Below are 18,285 nucleotides of genomic sequence, written 5' to 3' on the forward strand. Positions count from 1 at the left end.
CGCCCGCTACTGGGCGGCGCCGGGTTGCGCCGCAGGCGCGGCAGGAGCCGTCGCAGGCGCGGCCGGTGGCGCGGAAGGTGCTGGCCCCGGCTTGCTGCCAGGATCGCGGAAGTAGCGGAAGAACTCGGATTCGGGCGAGAGCACCATCGTCGTTCCGGTGTTGTCCAGCGCCGTGCCGTAGGCATTCATCGAGCGATAGAAATCGAAGAAGGCCGGATCGCGCTTATAGGCATCGGCGAAGGTCGCGCTGCGCTGCGCCTCGCCCTCGCCGCGCAGGATTTCCGATTCCTTCTGCGCCTCGGCGACGATCTCCACGACCTCGCGGTCGGCCCGCGCCCTGATGCGCTGCGCCGCCTCGTTGCCGCGCGCCCTCAGACGCTCGGCCTCGGCCAGGCGCTCGGCCTTCATGCGGTCATAGGTCTGTTGCGAGACCTCCGCCGTCAGATCGGTCCGGCGGATGCGCACATCCTCGATGTCGAGGCCGAGCGAGGTCGCGTCCGGACGCAACTGGTCGCGCACCTCGCGCATCATGTTGCCGCGTTCTTCCGAAAGCGCTGCCTCGAAGTCACGTAGGCCGTAGACACGGCGCAGCGCCGCGTCGAGACGGGTCTTCAGGCGAGCCTCCGCCAATTCCACTTGGCCGGACACCGCCGCGCGGAAGGTGCGCGGATCCGAGATGCGATAGGCGATGAAGGCATCGACCTCGTAGAACTTGCCGCCCGAGACCTGCACGCGGATGTTGTCTAGATCGAAGCGCATCACCCGCTTCTCGACCATCTGCACGCTGTCGGCGTCGAAGAAGGCGAACGGCGCCTTGAAGTAGATGCCCGGCTCGTTCTTGACGTCGATGATCTCTCCGAACCTCAGCACGATCGCCTGCTGGCCGGCATTGACCACGAACACCGAGGAATAGAGCAGGAACAGAAGGACTGCCGCGATGGCGGCGATGATGGGAAGACGGTTGGCCATTACTGGTTACCTCCCGTCGTGGCACCCAGAGCCGGCGCCGGCTGCGCTTTCGGCTGCAATGCCGGCAGCGGCAGGTAGGGCAGCACGCCCTGACCGTTGCCCTGCTCGACGACGACCTTGTTCGAGTCCTTCAGGATCCTCTCCATGGTTTCGAGATAGAGGCGCTTGCGCGTGACGTCGGGCGCCTTGGCGTATTCATTGTAGACGGAGATGAAGCGCTGCGCCTCGCCCTCCGCCTCCTGAACGACCCGGTTCTTGTAGGCCGCCGCATCTTCGCGGATCTGGGCCGCCTCGCCGCGCGCCTGCCCGAGCTTCTGGTTGGAATACTGGTTGGCCTGCTCGACGAACTTGTCCTCGTCCTGCTCGGCGCGCTGCACCTCGTCGAACGCATCGGCCACCTCACGCGGGGGTGCCGCGTCCTCGATCGAGACCGCGTTGACCTGGAGGCCGGTCTTGTAGCCGTCGAGCGTGCCCTGGATGATCTCGCGCACCGCCGTTGCGATGCCCTGGCGATCGTCGCGGAAGATGTCCTGCGCCGGACGTCGGCCGACGACTTCGCGCATGGCGCTCTCGGCCACCTGGGTCAGCATGCCGTCTGGGTCTGAGACGTCGAACAGATAGGCCTTGGGATCCGAGACCTGGTAGGCGACCGAGAACTGCACGTTGACGATGTTCTGATCGCCGGACAACATCAGCCCGGAGCCGCTGGTCGCGCCGCCGCCGATGCTGACGAGCTGTTCGGAGATCTTGGCGGTCTCGACCGTTTCGATCGGCCACCAATGGAAATGCAGGCCAGGCTGCGAAAGTTCGGTCTTCGGCTGGCCGAAGCGGAGCTCAACGGCAACCTCGTCGGGCTGCACGGTATAGATCGCCTTGAAGGCCCATAGCACGATGAGGGCCAGCGCGATCAGCCCGAGCACCGCCGGGCTGGCGCCGCCGCCGCCCGGAAGCGCGCGCCGCAGCCTGTCCTGGCCGCGCCGGATGATATCCTCGAGATCGGGAGGCGAGCCCTGCGGGCCGCTCGGCCCTTTCGGTCCCTGCCCCCAGGGCCCCTGATTGCCGCCGCCGCCCCATGGGCCGCCGCCACCGCTCTTGTCGTTCCAGGGCATGAATGTCCTTTCGCTTCGGTTCCCTCAAGGCCTTGCGGCGCAATCGTAACGTCGTCCTTCTATAGGGACGCCTTGGCACGCTTTCAACGCGATGTGCCATCGCTACCGTCCGATTTGGATCGGTAGCGACCCTTTGTCGTCGTCAACGAACGTCGCGTCGGCGCTGGTAAACCGTATAACGCGTCGCGTGGCTGTCCTTCTCGCCGGCGGGAAAGTCTTCGGCGCTGACCACTTGCCAGACCTTTGGATCGATCGGCGGGAAATGCGCATCGCCATCGACGCTGGCCAGCACATGGGTCACATGCAGCCGGTCGGCCAGCGGCAGGGCCTGAGCATAGATCTCGCCGCCGCCGACCACGCAGATTTCCTCCGCCCCGGCCATGCAGCGGCCGCGCACCTTGGCCAATGCGATTGCGTCATCCAGCGAATGGGCCACCTCGATGCCTTCGGCGCGCCAGGCTTTGTCGCGCGTCACCACGATGTTGAGCCGGCCGGGCAGCGGCCGGCCGATGCCTTCATAGGTCTTGCGGCCCATGATGATCGGCTTGCCCATCGTATCGGCCTTGAAGCGCTTGAGATCGGCGGAAAGCCGCCACGGCAGGCCGCCCTCGCGCCCGATCACGCCGTTTTCGGCGATGGCGACATAGATAGCGATGTCCATCAGCCGCCATCCCCGCCATTGTCCGACGGCTCCAGCAGCAGGACGTCGATGTCGCGCTCGGGATAAAAATCCTTCGCGGTGATCTCGAACGTCGTCGGCCCGACCTTTTTGACATTGTCGCCGCAGAAGGAGACGAGGTTCTTGGGACTGCCTTTGTCGATGGTCAGCTTGAAGTTGCCGATGGTGCCGGATGCCCAGTTGCCTCCCGTCGTGAGGATGTAGGCGATCCGGCTCTCGTAATATTTCGGGTAGCCGTCGGGATTTTCCTTCGCGGCCTTGCGCACCGCGTTCTCGAACGCGCCGTCCATGCAGTAGCGGGTCTTGTAGGCACTGTATTGCGGGTCCTGGAACTGGCCCTCGGAAAAAAAGCTGACCGAGGAAGTGCCGCCGACGCTTGGCTTGTAGCGGTGCGAGACATGGACCTCCTTGTTGGCCGGAAAGGTCGAGCGCCACCAGTAGGTCGAGCGCAATTGCCAGAAGGGCACATAGGCGGTCTGCATGCCCGAGCCGTCATCGGCGGTATCCTCGATGATGATGCCGCGGTCTTCCCAGTCCTTGGTGACATCCTTGGGCAGTTTCGCCAGCGCCGCCTTGGCGGCATCGCCGAACGGATAGAGCGGCACGTTCTGGGCCTTGAGGTCGGCGGTGATGTCGATACCCAGCGCAAACGCCCTCTGCTCGAGCTGCGGCTTGGCATCGACGCCGTCGATCGTCACCTCGAAGCCGAGGAAATTATCGCTCTGAGCTTCCGGGATCGCCGGCATCTCGTTGGGATCGCCTTCGATGTCGGGCATCGGGAATGCGACGATGGAGCTGACATCCTTGTCGGTGTTGTTGCGGAAGACATAGTCGACGGTCACCTTCTCCGGCGAGATGAAAAGATCTTCGCTCTGCATGGCGACGGCGTCGCTGCGCGACAGGATCAGCCCGCCTGTGCCGAGTTCGGCGACGGAATCATTGGCGAAGGCCGGAGCGGCTGTTATTGCCAGTGCTGCGGTCAGTACGGTGCGTAACATGGACCCCTCCTCTGTGCCGCGATACCGGGATCAGCCGGATGCTCTCTTCCATCTACCGTTTCAAGGTAGCGTTTCAAAGCCCTTCGTCGCCGGCTGCGGGTACTTCTGGACACCGCGCCGCCGATCGGGCAGGAGATCGCCATGCGCAAGCTCCTCGTCATCGGCATCGGCGCCGGCAATCCCGACCACATGACGGTACAGGCCATCGGCGGCCTGAACCGCGCCGACGTGCTGTTCATTCCCGACAAGGGAACGAAGAAGAACGATCTTGCCGATTTGCGCCGGCAGATCTGCGACCGCTTCGTCACCAATCCGAAGTCGCGCCGGGTCGAGTTCGACGTGCCGGTTCGGGCCGAGCCGACATCGTCTTACCGGACGACCGTCGACGACTGGCACGAGGCGATCGCGGAGATCTACGAGACCTTGATCCGCGACGAGCTTGCCGAAGACGGCTGCGGCGCCTTCCTGATCTGGGGCGACCCGTCGCTCTATGACAGCGCGCTGCGTATCCTCGAACGCGTCCGCCTGAGGGGCAATGTCGGTTTCGAGCTCGAAGTCATCCCCGGCATCACCGCGATCCAGGCGCTGGCCGCCGCCCACGCGACCGCGCTCAACCGGATCGGCGATTCGATCCTCGTGACGACCGGTCGTCGACTGACGGAGGAAGGACTGCCCGCCAATGCAGGTTCCACGGTCGTCATGCTCGACGGCAAATGCGCCTTCAACACGCTGGCCGACAAGGATGTCCTCATCCAATGGGGCGCTTATCTCGGCACGCCGGACGAAATCGTCATCTCCGGCCGCTTGGGCGATGTCGGCGCCGAGATCGAGAAAGTCCGCGAGGAAGCCCGGCGCAGGAAGGGCTGGATCATGGATACCTATCTGCTGAGGAAATTAGGGGAGTAAGGGAGTAGGGCAGTAAGGCAATAGGGACCGCGCACATCGCGTGCGAGAGAATTCCAGGACGTCACATCCTACTGCCCTACTGCCCTACTGCCCTACTGCCCTACTGCCCTACTGCCCTACTGCCCTACTGCCCTCCTGCCCTACTGCCCTCCTGCCTCATCCCGCATCGATCTCCGCCTGCAAGGCCTGCATATGCACGGCGGCGGCGGATGAAGCGGCCCGCTCGATGGCGCGAAACCGGCTGACGACCGCCAAACCCACCGATGTCAGTTGCGCGCCGCCGCCCTTCTTGCCGCCGGTCTGCGCGGCGATCAGAGGCTTGCCGAAGACGCGGTTCATGTCCTCGACCAGGTCCCAGGCATGCTTGTAGGACATCTCCATGCCGCGCGCCGCGGCCGAGATCGAGCCGAAGGCGGCGATCTGCTCGAGAAGCTCGATCTTGCCCGGGCCGATCCGGCCGTCGGGGTCGAGATTTATCCGCAAGCTCAGCGATGGCATGTCTTGTCCTCCGCGATCATGCCGAGATTACCTTCTCTGCCATCATAGCGCTATTCCAAATCAACATAGCGGTATTCATCAACCGTCCGCCTCAACCGGCAGCCCTGCCCCGGTCGTCGCGCTGTCCAAGCTCACCGTCTTGATCACCGCGAACACCTGGCGGCCGAGCGCCAGACGAAGGGTGTGTTTGGACTGTTCGGTGATACGCGCCAGCACGACCGCGCCATTGCAGTCGATGGCGATTTCCACCGTCGGCCCGATGCCAGGCCTGACGGCCGTGATCATCCCCGCCAGGATGTTGAGCGCGCTGAGGCCGGTCGGCTTGTCCGTAGCGATCATGACGTCGCGGGCGCGGATGCGCAGCCGCACCATGGCTCCGGCCGGCCGCGCCAGTCGGGGCACGCGTATCTCGCCGGCCTGCGAGCCGAGCACCGTCATGCCGAAAGCCTCGTCATGGCGCAGGACCTTGGTGTCGAGCACCGCCCCGCCCTCGCCGCGCTCCTCCGCCGGCAGCAGATCCAGCCGCTGCATGATGGCCTCGGTCGGGCCTGAAGCCACGACCTTGCCTTGCGAAAGCACCACGACGTCGCTGGCCAGCCGCGCCACCTCGGCGACGGAATGGCTTACATAGACGACCGGGAGCTTCGTCTCGTCGCGCAGCCGTTCGATATAGGGCAGGATCTCGGCCTTGCGCCCCTCGTCGAGCGAGGCGAGCGGCTCGTCCATCAGAAGCAGTTTCGGGCTGGCAAGCAGCGCGCGGCCGATGGCGACGCGCTGCCTTTCCCCGCCCGACAGTTTCGCCGGCCGCCGGTCGAGCAGATGGCCGATGCCGAGCAGCTCGACCACCGCATCCATCCTGGCGTAGCGCTCGGAAGACGGCGTGAACCAGCGGCCGTAGCGCAGATTGCCGGCGACGCTCATATGCGGGAACAGCCGCGCATCCTGGAACACCATGCCGATCCGCCGCTTGTGCATCGGCACGAAGATGCGCGCTTCGGTGTCGGCCAGCACCCGCCCGTCGACGGCAATGCGGCCCTTATCCGGGCGGACCAGGCCGGCAATCAGGTTGATCAGGGTCGACTTGCCAGAGCCCGAAGGCCCGAACAGCGCCGTCAGCCGGCCCGTGCTCTCGAAACGCGCTTCCAAGGCGAAGTCGCCGAGCCGATGGTGGATATCGACCGAGAGCGTCATTCGATGTCCATCCGCCGGCCGACGCGCCGCGCCAGCACTTCCGAGGCGATAAGCGCGACCATCGAGATGGCGATCGAGATCAGCGTCAGCCTGAGCGCGCCTTCGTCGCCGCCGGGCACCTGCGTGAAAGTGTAGATGGCCGAAGGCAGCGTCTGCGTTTCATTGGGGATGTTGGAGACGAAGGTGATGGTGGCGCCGAACTCGCCCATCGCCTTGGCGAAGGAAAGGATCGCCCCGGCGATCAGGCCCGGCAGGATCAGCGGCAGCGTGATGGTGGCGAACACCCAGAGCGGGTTGGCGCCGAGCGTGCCGGCGGCGGCTTCCATTCTGCGGTCGACCGCCTCGATCGACAGCCGGATCGCCCGCACCATCAGCGGAAAGCCCATGACCCCGCAGGCCAATGCCGCGCCCGTCCAGCGGAACGAGAAGACGATGCCGAAATGCTCGGCCAGGAAGGCGCCGGCCGGGCCGCGCCGGCCAAAGGTGAGTAGGAGCAGGTAGCCGGTCACCACCGGCGGCAGGATCAACGGCAGGTGCACCAGCCCGTTGAGCAGCGTCTTGCCCCAGAAGCGCCCACGCGCGAGCAGAAGCGCAAGCAAGATGCCGGGCGGCAGGCTGGCAATCATCGCCACCATCGCCACCTTGATCGACAGCCGGACCGCATTCCATTCGTCGGGAGTGAGGTCCAGCAGCCAGTTCATGTCAGTGTTTGCGCGGTCTTTCTCAGTTGCTCGGCGCGAGCACCGTAAAACCCTGCTCCTTGAAGAGCTCGGCGGCCTTGGCCGACTCGACGCATTTCAGGAAGGCAGCCGTATCCTTGTCCTTCGAATCGGCGGTCTGGGCAATCGGGTAGATGATTGGCGGGTGCGAATCTTCCGGGAAGGTGCCGACCACCTTGACGCCTTTCTCGGCATGCGCGTCGGTGGCGTAGACGATGCCCAGCGCCGCCTCGCCCGTCGACACCAGCTTCAACGCTGCACGCACATTCTCGGCCTGCGCGACCTTGCCCTCGACCGACGGCCAGACGCCCAACGATTCCAGCGCCGCCTTGCCGTATTTGCCGGCGGGTACGGCCTTGAAATCGCCCATGGCAAGCTTGCCGTCGCCGATCAGTTTGGCAAGGTCGAAGCTTTTCTCGACTTTGGTCTCGACTTTGGAGTCCTTCGGGGCCACGAGCACGATCTGGTTACCGAGCAGCTTCACTTCGGTGTCCGGCTTGGTCAGCTTCTTGTCGGAGAGATATTTCATCCAGTCGAGGTCGGCCGATACGAAGACGTCGGCCGGCGCGCCGCCTTCGATCTGCTTGGCCAGAGCCGAGCTTGCCGCGTAGGAAATGGTGGCGGCTTCGCCGACTTCCGGCTCGCAGGCTTTGTTGACAGCGTCGAGCGCATCCTTGAGGCTCGCCGCGGCGAACACGACGACCTTGCCGTCGGCATGGGCCGCCGGCACCGCAGCCATCAGCATTGCCGTGAAACCTCCAAGAGCGATCGCCTTCAACCCGAAACCCTTGCCCGTCATGAAGTCTCTCCCTGGTTTCAAATCCGTTCGGCTCAAGGCCTCAGACCGATATATCCGGATGAACATAACAAGGAAAGGCCTTTTGCCTGTCGCGGCATTGTGCGCCGGCGTTGTCTCGGCCTACGATGGATGCGAAGCGCAAAGGAGAGACGGATGAAGATCAGCGCCCGCAATATCCTGAAGGGTAAGGTGACCGAGATCGTCAAGGGAGCGACCACCTCGCATGTCAGGATCGACATCGGAGGCGGCGTCATCGTCACCTCCTCGATCACCAACGAGGCGGTCGCCGATCTTGCGCTCGAAAAAGGCAAGCAGGCCTATGCGGTGATCAAGGCCTCGGACGTCATGGTCGGCACCGACTGAGCCGAAGGCTGGCTCATACCGCGATTGGCGCCTTGATGTTGGCATCCGCGAAATAATTTTCGAGGCGGAAATCCTCGAAGCGGAAAGCGAAGAGGTCCTTCACCTCCGGATTGATCCACATCGTCGGCAGAGCCTTGGGCGTGCGCCGCATCTGCTCGCGCGCCTGCTCGAAATGGTTCGAATAAAGATGCGCGTCGCCGAGCGTGTGCACGAAGTCGCCGGGCTTCAGCCCGGTCACCTGCGCCACCATCATGGTGAGCAGGGCATAGGAAGCTATGTTGAACGGGACGCCGAGGAAGATGTCGCCAGAGCGCTGGTAAAGCTGGCAGGAGAGCCGGCCTTCCGAAACATAGAACTGGAACAGGCAGTGGCAGGGCGGCAGCGCCATCGCCTCGACCTCGGCCGGATTCCAGGCCGAGACGATCAGCCGGCGCGAGTTGGGATTCCGCCGTATCTCCTTCAAAAGGCCCGCGATCTGGTCGATCTCGCCACCATGCCCGTCCGGCCAGGAGCGCCACTGCTTGCCATAGACCGGGCCGAGATCGCCGTTCTCGTCGGCCCATTCGTCCCAGATGGTGACGCCGTTGTCGTTGAGATATTTGATGTTGGTGTCGCCGGCCAGGAACCACAGAAGCTCGTGGATGATCGACTTCAGATGCAGCTTCTTGGTGGTTGTGACCGGAAAGCCGCGCGAAAGGTCGAAGCGCATCTGGTAGCCGAACACCGAGCGCGTGCCGGTGCCGGTGCGGTCGCCGCGGTCGACGCCGTTCTCCAGCACATGCTTCAACAGGTCGAGATATTGGCGCATCGGTTTCGCCTCGATTCGGGTGACAGCCAATCATACCCGACCGACAGCCCGTCGAACACCGCAAAGCAGGCCGCGGATGTGGATCGCGCCAAAAGTCCACGGTGCCGGCACGGTTGCGTGCCGGCTGCGGAACGTACGGCCTCAGAGGGAGCCGAGTTTGCCGAGATCCTTGGCGACCAGATAATAGAAGGTCACGCGGCTCTTGGTGTTGTCGGCATGCATCGCCTTGCAGGTCTTCTCGATCGCCGCGTTGGCTTTTGCGGCATCGGCAACGCCGAGCTTCTTGCCGATCCAGTTCTCCCGCACGCGGTCGAGTTCCTTCGGGTCGGTGCAGGAGACCAGCGAGGAATCGCGGTTCCTGAGCGCAATGCCCAAATGTTTGACGATCTTATCGACCGCGTCGGCGCTGGCGCCGGCATCGTATTTCTTCACATCCGCAAGATAGTCGGCCATCGAACTTCCCCTCGTCGGCGCCACGGATCCGGTCGATGAGGGTTGTGGCGCGCCGCGCAACCTGTGCGCTAGGTCAGAGACTCCTCACCGGGAGCGAGATTTGATTGAGTAGGCGCGCAAGTCAACCCTTGGCTGCACAGTTTGGCATAACCGGATAAGCGCCGGTTTGGCCTTTATTTTTCCCTCACCGCTCCCTATATTCGCTTCGTCGGCTTGACCGACTATGGCGATAAACAGGCGATGAAATAAGCCGTTCGGACCCGGGGGCGGTACCCGGCGCCTCCACCAAAAACCGCTCTGGCTGATGGAGCGGCTTTTGCTGGGGGCGAAATAGGATCGACGAAGGTGTAAAGATCGTACTTTCGCCCGGCATTGTACCACCGTCATCGGGCTAAACTTATAGTTGCCAACGACAACTATGCGGAAGCTCGTCTCGCTGCTTAATGCGGCGCGAACGCTTCAAATCAAGTCCTAGCGGTTCGCACTTCTAGGCGGGGTTCGGAGGTACCTGGCAACAGAAACCTCCACCTTCCCCCTTTTTGCTTCTCCCCAAACAACTGACGGCCGAGGCTCGTCCGGCGCTCGATGCGCGGCGCGCAGCCTTGCCGCTCATCCTCCATGGACAAACGATGCAAAACGATTCCGACCGATTCTTCGTGCTGACCGGAGGCCCCGGCTCCGGCAAGACCACGCTGATCGAGGCGCTGCAGGCCCAGGGCCTCGCGACGGCCCCCGAGGCCGGCCGCGGCATCATCCGCGACCAGATGGCCATCGGCGGCCCTGCCCTTCCCTGGCAGGACCGCGCGCTCTTCGCCGAGCTGATGCTGTCGTGGGAGCTGCGCTCCTGGCAAGCCGCGCATGCCGAGCCCGGTCCGGTCTTCTTCGACCGCGGCGCGCCAGATACGATCGGCTATCTCAGGCTCTGCGGCCTGCCCGTGCCGGACCACGTCGCAAGCGCGGCGCGAAAATTCCGCTACGCGCGCCGCGTCTTCGTCGCACCGCCCTGGCCGGAGATCTTCACCCAGGATGAGGAGCGCAAGCAGACGCTCGACGAGGCCGAGCGCACATTCCGTTTCGTGACCGGCGTCTATGCGGAGCTCGGCTACGAGCTGGTGTCGTTGCCCCTCGCTCCGATCGAGGAGCGGATGCGCTTCGTCATTGATCAGGCGGCGTTGCGACAGACATAAAAAGGCCGGGCAGGCCGGCCTTTTTCATGTTGTTTCGAGGCGCCCTACTCCGCCGGGGCCTCGACCGCTTCGCGCGCGCGGCCGAGCGTCAGCTTGGCCAGCGTGAACGAGATCACGGCGCAGAGCGTGATGCCCGCCACCATCGGCAGCGGCGTGCCGTCGAAGAAGATGCCGGCGATGCCCATGGCCAGCGCGCCGATGGCAAAATGCAGCGTGCCCATCAGCGCCGACGCCGTGCCGGCGATCTCGCCATGCTCTTCCATCGCCAGCACCGAGGTGGTCGGGATGACCAGGCCAAGGAAGCCGTAGCCCACGAAGAGCAGCGCCGCCATCACGTCGAGCCGGTCGACGCCGGAGGCCATGATCGCGAACAGCGCCACCATCACCGTGGCATAGCCGGTGACCGCCACCCACACCACGCGCTTCAACCCGAAGCGATCGGCCAAGAGCCCAGTCAGCTGCGACATGCCGATGAAGGCGACCGCGTTGATCGAGAAGAACACGCTGTAGACCGACGGCGACAGGCCGTAATGGTCGATCAGGATGAAGGACGAACTCGACAGATAGACGAAGAAGCTCGCGATGCCGAAGCCGGCGATCGCCACAAGGCCCAGGAAATTGCGGTCTCCCATCAGGTAGCGGTAGCCGGCAAGCGCCGTGCCGAAGGACGAGCCGGCGCGCTCTTCGACCGGCCGCGTCTCCTTGAGCGAGGTGGCAAGCAGGATCGTTGCGAGCGCCGCGGCGCCCGTCACGGTCCAGAACACAGCGCGCCAGCCGAAGCTTTCGATGATCTGGCTGCCGGTCAGCGGCGCCAGGATCGGCGACACCGAGAACACCAGCATCAGAAGCGACATCAGCTTGGCGGCCTCGTTGCCGGTATGCAGGTCGCGCACGATGGCGCGCGGCACCGCCATGCCGGCGCTGGCGCCGAGGCCCTGCAGGAAGCGGAAGGCGATCAGCCATTCGATGTTGGGTGCCATCGCCGAGCCGACGCCGCCGATCATGAACAGCGCAAGGCCGGCATAAAGCGGCGCCTTGCGGCCGACCATGTCGGAGATCGGCCCGACGACGATCTGCCCGAAACCCATCGACAGGAAGAAGATCAAAAGGCTCATCTGCACGGCGGCGGTGCCGGCATGCAGGTCCTGGCCGATCGAAGGCAGCGCGGGGAGATACATATCGATCGCGAACGGGCCGATCGCAGACAACAAGCCGAGCACGACCGCGATGCGGAGGAATTTGGGACTCATGATAAGCTCTTTTTCGGATCTGGTTGCCGCCGCGAATACCGGCGTCTGAACCCAGGACGTTCCATCCCGCGGGAAATCCTACATTTCAGAGTGAATTCATTCGCCCTTCAGGCGAACATATTCATCTCTTCAGCGGGATTCCCCTTTGTTTGTGTCCACAAATTTAGACAGGCTTGTCCAATTCGTCAATCACCGCTATATAGATTTTCATGAAGCACGGCGTTTCTCCTGACACTTTCCCGCCACGCAGCCACGAGGCCAAGCGCGTGTCGGTGGTGGATGCGGCCGCGTCCGTCTTCTGCCGCGAAGGCTATGCCGGCGCCAATATCGACCTGATCGCGGCCGAGGCCGGCGTCTCGCGCCAGACCGTCTACAACCATCACGGCGACAAGGAAAAGCTCTTCGTCGCCGTCGTGCGCGACCTGACGGAGCGCTGCAATGCCGGCATCTTCGCCACCATCGCCAGCTTTCCCGACCAGCCTACGGACCTGGAAGCCGACCTGATCGCGTTCGCGGTGCGCATGAACCGCAACTGCATCTGCAACCGCGACGGCCGTTTCCTGCGCAAGCTGATCCAGGCGGAAGGCGAGCGTTACCCGGAACTGTTTGCCGAATGGCGCGAACAGGGGCCTGGCCCCACCTGGTCGGCGCTTGCCGCGCGCTTCGCCCGGCTTGCCTTCGCCGGGCATCTCGCGATCGGCGATCCCGATGTCGCGGCGCGTCAGTTCCTCGCCCTCGTCAACGCCGAGCTTCAGATCACTTTCATGCTCGGCGGCACGCCGACCGAGGAAGAGGTGTTGCGCTCCGCTACCAATGGCGTGCGGACCTTCCTCAGCGCCTTTGCCAGGAAGAAGTCGCCAGCCGGCAAACAGGCGGCGCTCGTTCACGCCTGAGCGATCAAATCGCCGACACCCCTCTTGGCCTCACGCCTTTGCGCCTATATGCGGTTTACGCCGCGCTCAAGCTTGATTACAGCTATGCGGACGATTCAACGGAACCCGACCATCACATGGCCGACGACCATATCCGCTACGACATTCTGGCCCAGGAGGCTCTGCGCGGCGTCATGCGCAAGGTCCTGGCCGAGGTCGCGCGCACTGGCCTTCCGGGCAATCATCATTTCTTCATCACCTTCCTGACCGGCGCGCCCGGCGTGCGCATCTCCTCAAGGCTGCGCGAACGCTATCCGGAGCAGATGACGATCGTCATCCAGTTCCAGTATTGGGACCTCAAGGTGACGGATGCCGGCTTCGAGGTCGGGCTTTCCTTCTCCGACGTTCCCGAAAAGCTCGAAATCCCCTTCTCCGCCGTGCGCGGCTTCTACGATCCGTCGGTCAATTTCGAGCTCGAGTTCGACGTCAAGACGGAGGGCGCCGAGGACGAGGCCGCCGCTCCGGCGCCCGAACCGGTTGCCGTCGTGCCGGAGAAGAAGGCGGAAACGAAGAAGAAAGCCGCCGAGACCGAAAAGAAGCCGGCGGTCGCCGAGACCGGCGGCAAGGGCGCCGACGTCGTCTCGCTCGACGCCTTCCGCAAGAAGTAGCGCGGCGCCATGGGCGAGGTCGTCAATCTCCGCCAGGCCCGCAAGCAGAAAGCGCGCACCGAGAAGGAACGCCAGGCGAGCGAGAACCGGGCACTGCACGGCCGCTCGAAGACGGAGCGCGAGCGTGATCGGCTGACGTCGGAGAAGGCCGAGAAATTCGTGGCCGGCCATCGCCGGGAAAAGCCCGACGACCCCGGCAAGCGCTGAGTCCTGCAATGGCCGCGGTCGAAAAACGTTCGGTTACGATCCGCGGTCACCGCACAAGCTTTTCGCTCGAACAGCCCTTCTATGACGATCTCATCGCCATCGCCGCGCAGCGTTCGCTGTCGCTCGCGGCGTTGGTCGCCGAGATCGACGAGACGCGCACCCGCGACGCCAACCTGTCGTCGGCGCTGAGGCTCTATGTGCTCGCCTGGGCGAAACGCAGCGCGGGCAGCGCGCCTTGATCGTCGCCGCCGCTCAGCCCGCGAAATACAAGCGGCGAGCCATTCGCGCGCTCTTGTCCTCGGGGTCGAAATAGGACGCCGTCCAGTCCTCTTTTTCGATCAGGAAACCCTGCTTCATATTTTCCGGCTTCGCATTCGGATTCTTCTCAAGGAATATCCGGACCGCCTCGCGGAAAGCGTAGTGTGAATAGAGCCGCATATATTCGCCCAGATATATGTCGGCCACGCGCGTATCCCGCTCGATGACGAGCATGTTCTCATCGTTGGTTTTTGTGCTCGCTTCGCTGAAATTCGCCGACCCCGTCACGACCATCGGCTGGTCCGACAACGGATCGACAAGCATAAATTTGAGATGCACCCAGTGCACGTTGACCGGCGAGGTTATTCGATCGAGCTCCTTCAGCCATTGATCAAAATTGTTCAGGCCAATGCGATTGCCGATGGCTATGACAACGTTGGGGCGCGCCTGAAGCTTGCGTATCGCGGCCACCTGGGCATCCTTGTTTTTCCCGTTCCACTCCTTCTCCATCAAGCCGAAACGCAGAACGCGATCGTCCTTCCCGTAAACATCGCGGAACGTCTCGTTCATGCCGAACGCAAATGTCATGAAGAGTGCGTCTTTGGCGCCGCCGGCCAGTTGCCCGTACCAATCCAGCGCGTCGATATTGGCGCGCGGAGAAAAGACCGGCGCCATTCCATCGACGAAATCCGTGGCGGGTGCAGGCGTTTGCTCGATCGTCCAGGTCTTGTACGTACTGCCTCTTGAAGTGTCCGGGTCCGTTTTGAGCTTGTCGTTAAAGGCGAGATACTTGGTCGCGATATCTTTGTCCTCGGTGATATGCGTGCAATTTGCATGCCCGAAAAGGCCGTTCTCGGTGAGATTGGTCGATCCGAACAGCACGGCCTGAGGCGCGCCGTTGCGGCTCAGAACCAGGAACTTGTTATGCATCAATGTGCCTCTGGTGCGAGGCGTGGTGATCGACTTGATCTTTGTGCCGGCAATCGCTGCCTCGTTCTTGCCGTGCGGTCCGGTGGCGTTGTCGATGTCGTCGAAGACCACCGAGACATCGACGCCGCGCCCCTTGGCTGCTCGCAATTCATTGAGCACGCTTGGCCATTGGAACTCGTAGAAGGCTCCTTTCAAGCTGAAGCTGTCATCCACCGCGCGTCGTATGAAGGTAACGATGCTCTCGACGAGACCACGCGAAAGCCAGTCATAGGCCGCTTGCCCGATCTCAGCGGGCATCCTGTTTTGAAAGCGCCGGGCATACTCCTGGGTAGCCGGTGAACCGCGATTGAAATTGACGGTGTGTTTCGCCCCTTCCGTCGGCTCGGTCGTGACCTCGACGTCCACCGAAACGCGCTGTTCGAGAGCGGAGGGAGCACCATACATCGCAACTATGGTGTAGGTATATTTGTAGTTGGGCTTCGCACTGTAGTCGGCCCACTGAAAGCTCTGGAACGGATGATGCAAACTAGAATATTGTCTGCCCGGCGCCGGATGAGGCTCGATACTCTCGAAAACCTTGGTTCCGGACATCCAATAGATTTCACCCTCGTTGGGGTCGGTGCGCCTGATACCGAAGCCGCGTAGTCCATCGCGCATTGGTTCAGTAATGTTTATTCCGAGCATGACGACATGCGATCCAGCTACTGCATTGACCGAGAGCCCGCCATTTTGCTGTCGATTTCTCATTGCTTCCCCCGAAACATAGTAGCGATATCCGCGGATTGCGGTATTCGCGAGGCGCATCAATGTAACAGGGTTTGCTAAAACGTTAAGTAGACGCACAATTCGGCACTCCAAGAACTGAACCGTTTCTTGGATATTTCTGCCAATTACTTAGCTGGCTATACCCTGGCGCGTCTTGCGCCTTGCGCCGAAACTGAGCAGTGCCGAACGGTCGCGCTCCTCCGCCTGCTTTTTCGACCTTACCCGCATCATGTCTTTCCAGCCGATATAGCCGATGAGCCGTTCATCCTCGCGTGAGACAACCGGCAGATGCGAGATATTGGCCGTCAGCAGCTTGTCGGAAAGCGCCTCCAGATATTCGTCCGGATAAGCGAGGGTGATCTTGCTGCCGGCGAGCAACTCGCCAAGCGTCGCCTTGCGGTGCATCCCCGAGCGCCGCCAGCGCAGGATCGCCGGCGGATCGATCACGCCGAGCACACGGCCCGCCTCGTCGATCACCGGGAAGCTCGGATGCCGCGTGTCCGGCGCGGTCAGGAAGGACGCCGCGCCATGCAGCGTCATCGTCGCCGGCACGCTCTCGACCTCGGTTGTCATCACTTCCTTGACCCTGGTCAGGGCGAACGGATCGACGCGGTATTCGCGCACGAGATGGTGCCCGCGCCGCGCCACCTTCTCGGTCAGGATCGAGCGCTTCATCAACAGCACGGTGACCGCGTGCGCGGTCGCGCAGGCCGCGATCAGCGGCACCAGCACATGCGTGTTGCCGGTGAGCTCGGTGGCGAAGAAGGTCGCCGTCAGCGGCGCGCGCATGGTGCCGCCCATGGTCGCCGCCATCGCCAGCAGCGGCCAGAAGCCGGGGGTCGCCTCGGGCAGGATGCCCGAAAGCACCGCGCCCATCGCGCCGCCCATGATGAGCAGCGGCGCCAGAACGCCGCCCGAAGTTCCGGATCCCAGCGCCACCGCCCAGATGACGGCCTTCACCACAAGGAGCAGCAGCGCCGCTGTGGCGACCGTGCGGCCGTCGAGCATGTTGGCGATGTTGTCGTAGCCGACACCGAGCGCGTGCGGCTCGATCAGCCCGCCGATGCCGACCACCAGGCCGCCGATCATCGGCCACCACATCCAGTGTATGGGCAGTTTCTGGAAGGCATCTTCGCACCGATAGACCAGTTGCGTCAGCAGTCCCGAAAGCAGCCCGGCGGCGATGCCGACCAGCACCCAACCGCCGAGCCCCGCGATCGATGCTTCCATGGTTCCGGAGAACGGGAAAATCGGGCCCGGCAGGTGCAGCAGGGTGCGCTCGACTTCCGCGACGATTGCGGCGACGGCGACCGGGATGAAGCTGCGCGGCGTCCATTCGAACAAAAGCAGCTCGACGGCGAGCATGATGGCGGCGATCGGCGTGCCGAACACCGTCGTCATTCCGGCTGCGGCGCCCGCCACCAGCAGCGTCTTGCGCTCATTGTCGCTGACCGGCAGCATCTGCGCGATCAGCGAGCCGATGGCGCCGCCGGTCATGATGATCGGGCCTTCGGCGCCAAACGGCCCGCCCGAGCCGATCGAGATCGCCGACGACAGCGGCTTCAGCACCGCGACCTTGGCGTCGAGCCGCGAGCGCCCGAGCAGGATCGCCTCGATGGCCTCGGGAATGCCGTGGCCACGGATCTTCTCGCTGCCGAAGCGCGCCATCAGGCCGATGATCAGCGCGCCGACCACCGGCACGAGCACGGCGGCAAGCCCAAGCGGCGTATCCTCGAGCTTGAGGTCGGCCAGCGAGAACTGGCCGAAATAGGCGATGTTGGTGGCCAGACGGATGAGCTGCAGAAGCACGATGCCGGCAAGGAGCCCGGCGGTCGCCACCACCACGGCGATGGCCGCGATGATGAGCACGCGCGGATCGGTCGTGAAGTCGCGAAGATGGCCGTTGCCGGCGTGAGTGGATTTCATTTTGGGAGCCTGAACTTTCTGGCGGCGCAAAGGCCATCCGGTTTCAGGAGGCCTCATATCGTAATACGATATAAATCTTCAAGCCGTTTTCGCTTCCCGCGCCGCGTCATTTTGGACAGGGATCGCGACAGGCTGTTGAGCTTTTGCGGGAAAGGACCATAAGTCGGGGAATGACGCCGCAGAAACCACGCCCCGCCATCAGTCAGGCCGACTACCAGCGGCTGTCGCAGTTCCGTTACCTGATCCGTCGCTTTCTCGAATTCAGCCAGGTCCAGGCCAACGAGGCGGGCCTGACGCCGCGCCAGCACCAGGCGCTGCTGGCGATCAAGGGATTTCCAGGCGGCGGACCGGTGGCGGTGGGCGATCTCGCCGAGCGTTTGCGCGTCCGCCACCACAGCGCGGTGGAACTGGTGAACCGCCTTGCCGAGGCAGGACTGGTCGTCAGGAGCCAGGACAAGGCGGACAACCGGCGTGTGCTGCTGCAGCTCACCCCTTTGGCCGACGATCGCCTGGCCGAACTGTCGGCCGCACACCTCGACGAGCTGTCGCGCATCGAGCCGATGCTGCGGCGTCTGCTTTCGCGCCAGGAAGAATCATAGAGCTATTCCAGGAAAAGTGTGAGCGGATTTCCGCCCGGAATTGCGTAAAAACAAGGAGATGGAGCATTTCACCGTTTCCGTGAAACCGTGAAAGGCGCGCGGGACATTCGGACCGGTTCCGCTCCGCGCGC

At 63.5% G+C, this 18,285-nt stretch carries 21 protein-coding genes and 1 other RNA gene; 9 read left to right on the forward strand and 13 right to left on the reverse strand.

Annotation, left to right across the window (positions count from 1 at the left end; genetic code table 11):
- Nucleotides 1–6 precede the first annotated feature (6 nt).
- From hflC to MJ8_RS21100, 4 genes are all read right to left on the reverse strand, one after another.
- A complete protein-coding gene (hflC, locus tag MJ8_RS21085; protein ID WP_201410672.1) occupies nucleotides 7–969 on the reverse strand; it encodes a protease modulator HflC in 963 nt (320 codons plus the stop codon).
- Complete coding sequence (hflK, locus tag MJ8_RS21090) at nucleotides 969–2,078, reverse strand: FtsH protease activity modulator HflK (protein ID WP_201410673.1); 1,110 nt, start codon at nucleotides 2,076–2,078, stop codon at nucleotides 969–971. The genes hflC and hflK overlap by 1 nt, the downstream gene beginning before the upstream one ends.
- A gap of 142 nt (nucleotides 2,079–2,220) precedes the next feature.
- Nucleotides 2,221–2,739 (reverse strand): dihydrofolate reductase, encoded by a 519-nt coding sequence (locus MJ8_RS21095; protein ID WP_201410674.1) that lies wholly within the window; start codon nucleotides 2,737–2,739, stop codon nucleotides 2,221–2,223.
- Entirely contained in the window at nucleotides 2,739–3,755 is a 1,017-nt protein-coding gene (locus MJ8_RS21100) for a DUF4424 domain-containing protein (protein WP_201410675.1), read from the reverse strand. The genes MJ8_RS21095 and MJ8_RS21100 overlap by 1 nt, the downstream gene beginning before the upstream one ends.
- Before the next feature lie 141 nt (nucleotides 3,756–3,896).
- Between MJ8_RS21100 and cobF the strand changes: the two genes are divergently transcribed.
- Nucleotides 3,897–4,661: a precorrin-6A synthase (deacetylating) gene (cobF, locus tag MJ8_RS21105; RefSeq protein ID WP_201410676.1), complete on the forward strand. Its 765-nt coding sequence runs from the start codon at nucleotides 3,897–3,899 to the stop codon at nucleotides 4,659–4,661.
- Nucleotides 4,662–4,817: 156 nt separating this feature from the next.
- Here the strand turns inward: cobF and MJ8_RS21110 are convergent, their stop codons facing one another.
- From MJ8_RS21110 to modA, 4 genes are all read right to left on the reverse strand, one after another.
- A complete protein-coding gene (locus MJ8_RS21110) occupies nucleotides 4,818–5,159 on the reverse strand; it encodes a winged helix-turn-helix domain-containing protein (protein WP_201410677.1) in 342 nt (113 codons plus the stop codon).
- 78 nt (nucleotides 5,160–5,237) lie between these two features.
- On the reverse strand, nucleotides 5,238–6,350 hold the full coding sequence (gene modC, locus MJ8_RS21115; protein ID WP_201410678.1) for a molybdenum ABC transporter ATP-binding protein: 1,113 nt from the start codon (nucleotides 6,348–6,350) through the stop codon (nucleotides 5,238–5,240).
- The gene (gene modB / locus MJ8_RS21120; RefSeq protein WP_201410679.1) at nucleotides 6,347–7,051 is read right to left on the reverse strand and encodes a molybdate ABC transporter permease subunit; all 705 of its coding nucleotides are present in this window, start codon (nucleotides 7,049–7,051) and stop codon (nucleotides 6,347–6,349) included. Before modB ends, modC begins: the two co-directional genes overlap by 4 nt.
- A gap of 22 nt (nucleotides 7,052–7,073) precedes the next feature.
- Nucleotides 7,074–7,868: a molybdate ABC transporter substrate-binding protein gene (gene modA, locus MJ8_RS21125; RefSeq protein WP_201410680.1), complete on the reverse strand. Its 795-nt coding sequence runs from the start codon at nucleotides 7,866–7,868 to the stop codon at nucleotides 7,074–7,076.
- Between the two features lie 153 nt (nucleotides 7,869–8,021).
- Between modA and MJ8_RS21130 the strand changes: the two genes are divergently transcribed.
- The gene (locus tag MJ8_RS21130) at nucleotides 8,022–8,231 is read left to right on the forward strand and encodes a TOBE domain-containing protein (RefSeq protein WP_201410681.1); all 210 of its coding nucleotides are present in this window, start codon (nucleotides 8,022–8,024) and stop codon (nucleotides 8,229–8,231) included.
- Nucleotides 8,232–8,244: 13 nt separating this feature from the next.
- Here MJ8_RS21130 and MJ8_RS21135 read toward each other — a convergent pair whose 3' ends face one another.
- On the reverse strand, nucleotides 8,245–9,039 hold the full coding sequence (locus MJ8_RS21135) for a thymidylate synthase (RefSeq protein WP_201410682.1): 795 nt from the start codon (nucleotides 9,037–9,039) through the stop codon (nucleotides 8,245–8,247).
- A 141-nt stretch (nucleotides 9,040–9,180) separates the two neighbouring features.
- Nucleotides 9,181–9,492, reverse strand: a complete 312-nt coding sequence (locus MJ8_RS21140; RefSeq protein ID WP_201410683.1) for a DUF2853 family protein — start codon at nucleotides 9,490–9,492, stop codon at nucleotides 9,181–9,183.
- A gap of 168 nt (nucleotides 9,493–9,660) precedes the next feature.
- On the opposite strand from MJ8_RS21140, the gene ssrA reads away from it, so the two are divergent.
- Nucleotides 9,661–10,021, forward strand: a transfer-messenger RNA (tmRNA) gene (ssrA, locus tag MJ8_RS21145).
- Between the two features lie 100 nt (nucleotides 10,022–10,121).
- On the forward strand, nucleotides 10,122–10,679 hold the full coding sequence (locus MJ8_RS21150) for an AAA family ATPase (protein ID WP_201410684.1): 558 nt from the start codon (nucleotides 10,122–10,124) through the stop codon (nucleotides 10,677–10,679).
- Between the two features lie 44 nt (nucleotides 10,680–10,723).
- On the opposite strand, the gene MJ8_RS21155 is transcribed toward MJ8_RS21150, so the two are convergent.
- On the reverse strand, nucleotides 10,724–11,929 hold the full coding sequence (locus MJ8_RS21155) for a multidrug effflux MFS transporter (protein WP_201410685.1): 1,206 nt from the start codon (nucleotides 11,927–11,929) through the stop codon (nucleotides 10,724–10,726).
- A gap of 209 nt (nucleotides 11,930–12,138) precedes the next feature.
- Between MJ8_RS21155 and MJ8_RS21160 the strand changes: the two genes are divergently transcribed.
- From MJ8_RS21160 to MJ8_RS21175, 4 genes are all read left to right on the forward strand, one after another.
- Complete coding sequence (locus MJ8_RS21160) at nucleotides 12,139–12,822, forward strand: TetR/AcrR family transcriptional regulator (RefSeq protein ID WP_201410686.1); 684 nt, start codon at nucleotides 12,139–12,141, stop codon at nucleotides 12,820–12,822.
- Between the two features lie 116 nt (nucleotides 12,823–12,938).
- The gene (locus MJ8_RS21165; RefSeq protein WP_201410687.1) at nucleotides 12,939–13,469 is read left to right on the forward strand and encodes an SspB family protein; all 531 of its coding nucleotides are present in this window, start codon (nucleotides 12,939–12,941) and stop codon (nucleotides 13,467–13,469) included.
- Between the two features lie 9 nt (nucleotides 13,470–13,478).
- Nucleotides 13,479–13,676, forward strand: coding sequence for a DUF4169 family protein (locus MJ8_RS21170; protein WP_201410688.1), 198 nt, complete (start codon nucleotides 13,479–13,481; stop codon nucleotides 13,674–13,676).
- Nucleotides 13,677–13,684: 8 nt separating this feature from the next.
- Nucleotides 13,685–13,915, forward strand: a complete 231-nt coding sequence (locus MJ8_RS21175) for a ribbon-helix-helix domain-containing protein (protein ID WP_201410689.1) — start codon at nucleotides 13,685–13,687, stop codon at nucleotides 13,913–13,915.
- A 13-nt stretch (nucleotides 13,916–13,928) separates the two neighbouring features.
- Here the strand turns inward: MJ8_RS21175 and MJ8_RS21180 are convergent, their stop codons facing one another.
- Both MJ8_RS21180 and MJ8_RS21185 read right to left on the reverse strand, forming a co-directional pair.
- On the reverse strand, nucleotides 13,929–15,611 hold the full coding sequence (locus tag MJ8_RS21180; protein WP_201410690.1) for a phospholipase D-like domain-containing protein: 1,683 nt from the start codon (nucleotides 15,609–15,611) through the stop codon (nucleotides 13,929–13,931).
- Nucleotides 15,612–15,758: 147 nt separating this feature from the next.
- Nucleotides 15,759–17,555, reverse strand: a complete 1,797-nt coding sequence (locus tag MJ8_RS21185) for a chloride channel protein (RefSeq protein WP_201410691.1) — start codon at nucleotides 17,553–17,555, stop codon at nucleotides 15,759–15,761.
- A gap of 170 nt (nucleotides 17,556–17,725) precedes the next feature.
- Here MJ8_RS21185 and MJ8_RS21190 point away from each other — a divergent pair, with 170 nt between their 5' ends.
- Complete coding sequence (locus tag MJ8_RS21190) at nucleotides 17,726–18,154, forward strand: MarR family winged helix-turn-helix transcriptional regulator (protein ID WP_201410692.1); 429 nt, start codon at nucleotides 17,726–17,728, stop codon at nucleotides 18,152–18,154.
- The last annotated feature ends 131 nt before the right edge of the window (nucleotides 18,155–18,285 follow it).

The sequence above is a fragment of the Mesorhizobium sp. J8 genome (assembly GCF_016591715.1).
In the GTDB taxonomy this organism is placed as follows: Bacteria; Pseudomonadota; Alphaproteobacteria; order Rhizobiales; family Rhizobiaceae; genus Mesorhizobium.

What these genes read in the sequence shown, in the direction of transcription:
- MJ8_RS21185 (WP_201410691.1), bottom strand. Translation starts at nt 17,555, where the DNA reads ATGAAATCCACTCACGCCGGCAACGGCCATCTTCGCGACTTCACGACC.
- MJ8_RS21190 (WP_201410692.1), top strand. Translation starts at nt 17,726, where the DNA reads ATGACGCCGCAGAAACCACGCCCCGCCATCAGTCAGGCCGACTACCAG.
- MJ8_RS21100 (WP_201410675.1), bottom strand. Translation starts at nt 3,755, where the DNA reads ATGTTACGCACCGTACTGACCGCAGCACTGGCAATAACAGCCGCTCCG.
- modB (WP_201410679.1), bottom strand. Translation starts at nt 7,051, where the DNA reads ATGAACTGGCTGCTGGACCTCACTCCCGACGAATGGAATGCGGTCCGG.
- hflK (WP_201410673.1), bottom strand. Translation starts at nt 2,078, where the DNA reads ATGCCCTGGAACGACAAGAGCGGTGGCGGCGGCCCATGGGGCGGCGGC.
- MJ8_RS21160 (WP_201410686.1), top strand. Translation starts at nt 12,139, where the DNA reads ATGAAGCACGGCGTTTCTCCTGACACTTTCCCGCCACGCAGCCACGAG.
- MJ8_RS21140 (WP_201410683.1), bottom strand. Translation starts at nt 9,492, where the DNA reads ATGGCCGACTATCTTGCGGATGTGAAGAAATACGATGCCGGCGCCAGC.
- MJ8_RS21175 (WP_201410689.1), top strand. Translation starts at nt 13,685, where the DNA reads ATGGCCGCGGTCGAAAAACGTTCGGTTACGATCCGCGGTCACCGCACA.
- MJ8_RS21180 (WP_201410690.1), bottom strand. Translation starts at nt 15,611, where the DNA reads ATGAGAAATCGACAGCAAAATGGCGGGCTCTCGGTCAATGCAGTAGCT.
- modA (WP_201410680.1), bottom strand. Translation starts at nt 7,868, where the DNA reads ATGACGGGCAAGGGTTTCGGGTTGAAGGCGATCGCTCTTGGAGGTTTC.
- MJ8_RS21135 (WP_201410682.1), bottom strand. Translation starts at nt 9,039, where the DNA reads ATGCGCCAATATCTCGACCTGTTGAAGCATGTGCTGGAGAACGGCGTC.
- cobF (WP_201410676.1), top strand. Translation starts at nt 3,897, where the DNA reads ATGCGCAAGCTCCTCGTCATCGGCATCGGCGCCGGCAATCCCGACCAC.
- MJ8_RS21165 (WP_201410687.1), top strand. Translation starts at nt 12,939, where the DNA reads ATGGCCGACGACCATATCCGCTACGACATTCTGGCCCAGGAGGCTCTG.
- MJ8_RS21150 (WP_201410684.1), top strand. Translation starts at nt 10,122, where the DNA reads ATGCAAAACGATTCCGACCGATTCTTCGTGCTGACCGGAGGCCCCGGC.
- MJ8_RS21130 (WP_201410681.1), top strand. Translation starts at nt 8,022, where the DNA reads ATGAAGATCAGCGCCCGCAATATCCTGAAGGGTAAGGTGACCGAGATC.
- modC (WP_201410678.1), bottom strand. Translation starts at nt 6,350, where the DNA reads ATGACGCTCTCGGTCGATATCCACCATCGGCTCGGCGACTTCGCCTTG.
- hflC (WP_201410672.1), bottom strand. Translation starts at nt 969, where the DNA reads ATGGCCAACCGTCTTCCCATCATCGCCGCCATCGCGGCAGTCCTTCTG.
- MJ8_RS21095 (WP_201410674.1), bottom strand. Translation starts at nt 2,739, where the DNA reads ATGGACATCGCTATCTATGTCGCCATCGCCGAAAACGGCGTGATCGGG.
- MJ8_RS21110 (WP_201410677.1), bottom strand. Translation starts at nt 5,159, where the DNA reads ATGCCATCGCTGAGCTTGCGGATAAATCTCGACCCCGACGGCCGGATC.
- MJ8_RS21155 (WP_201410685.1), bottom strand. Translation starts at nt 11,929, where the DNA reads ATGAGTCCCAAATTCCTCCGCATCGCGGTCGTGCTCGGCTTGTTGTCT.
- MJ8_RS21170 (WP_201410688.1), top strand. Translation starts at nt 13,479, where the DNA reads ATGGGCGAGGTCGTCAATCTCCGCCAGGCCCGCAAGCAGAAAGCGCGC.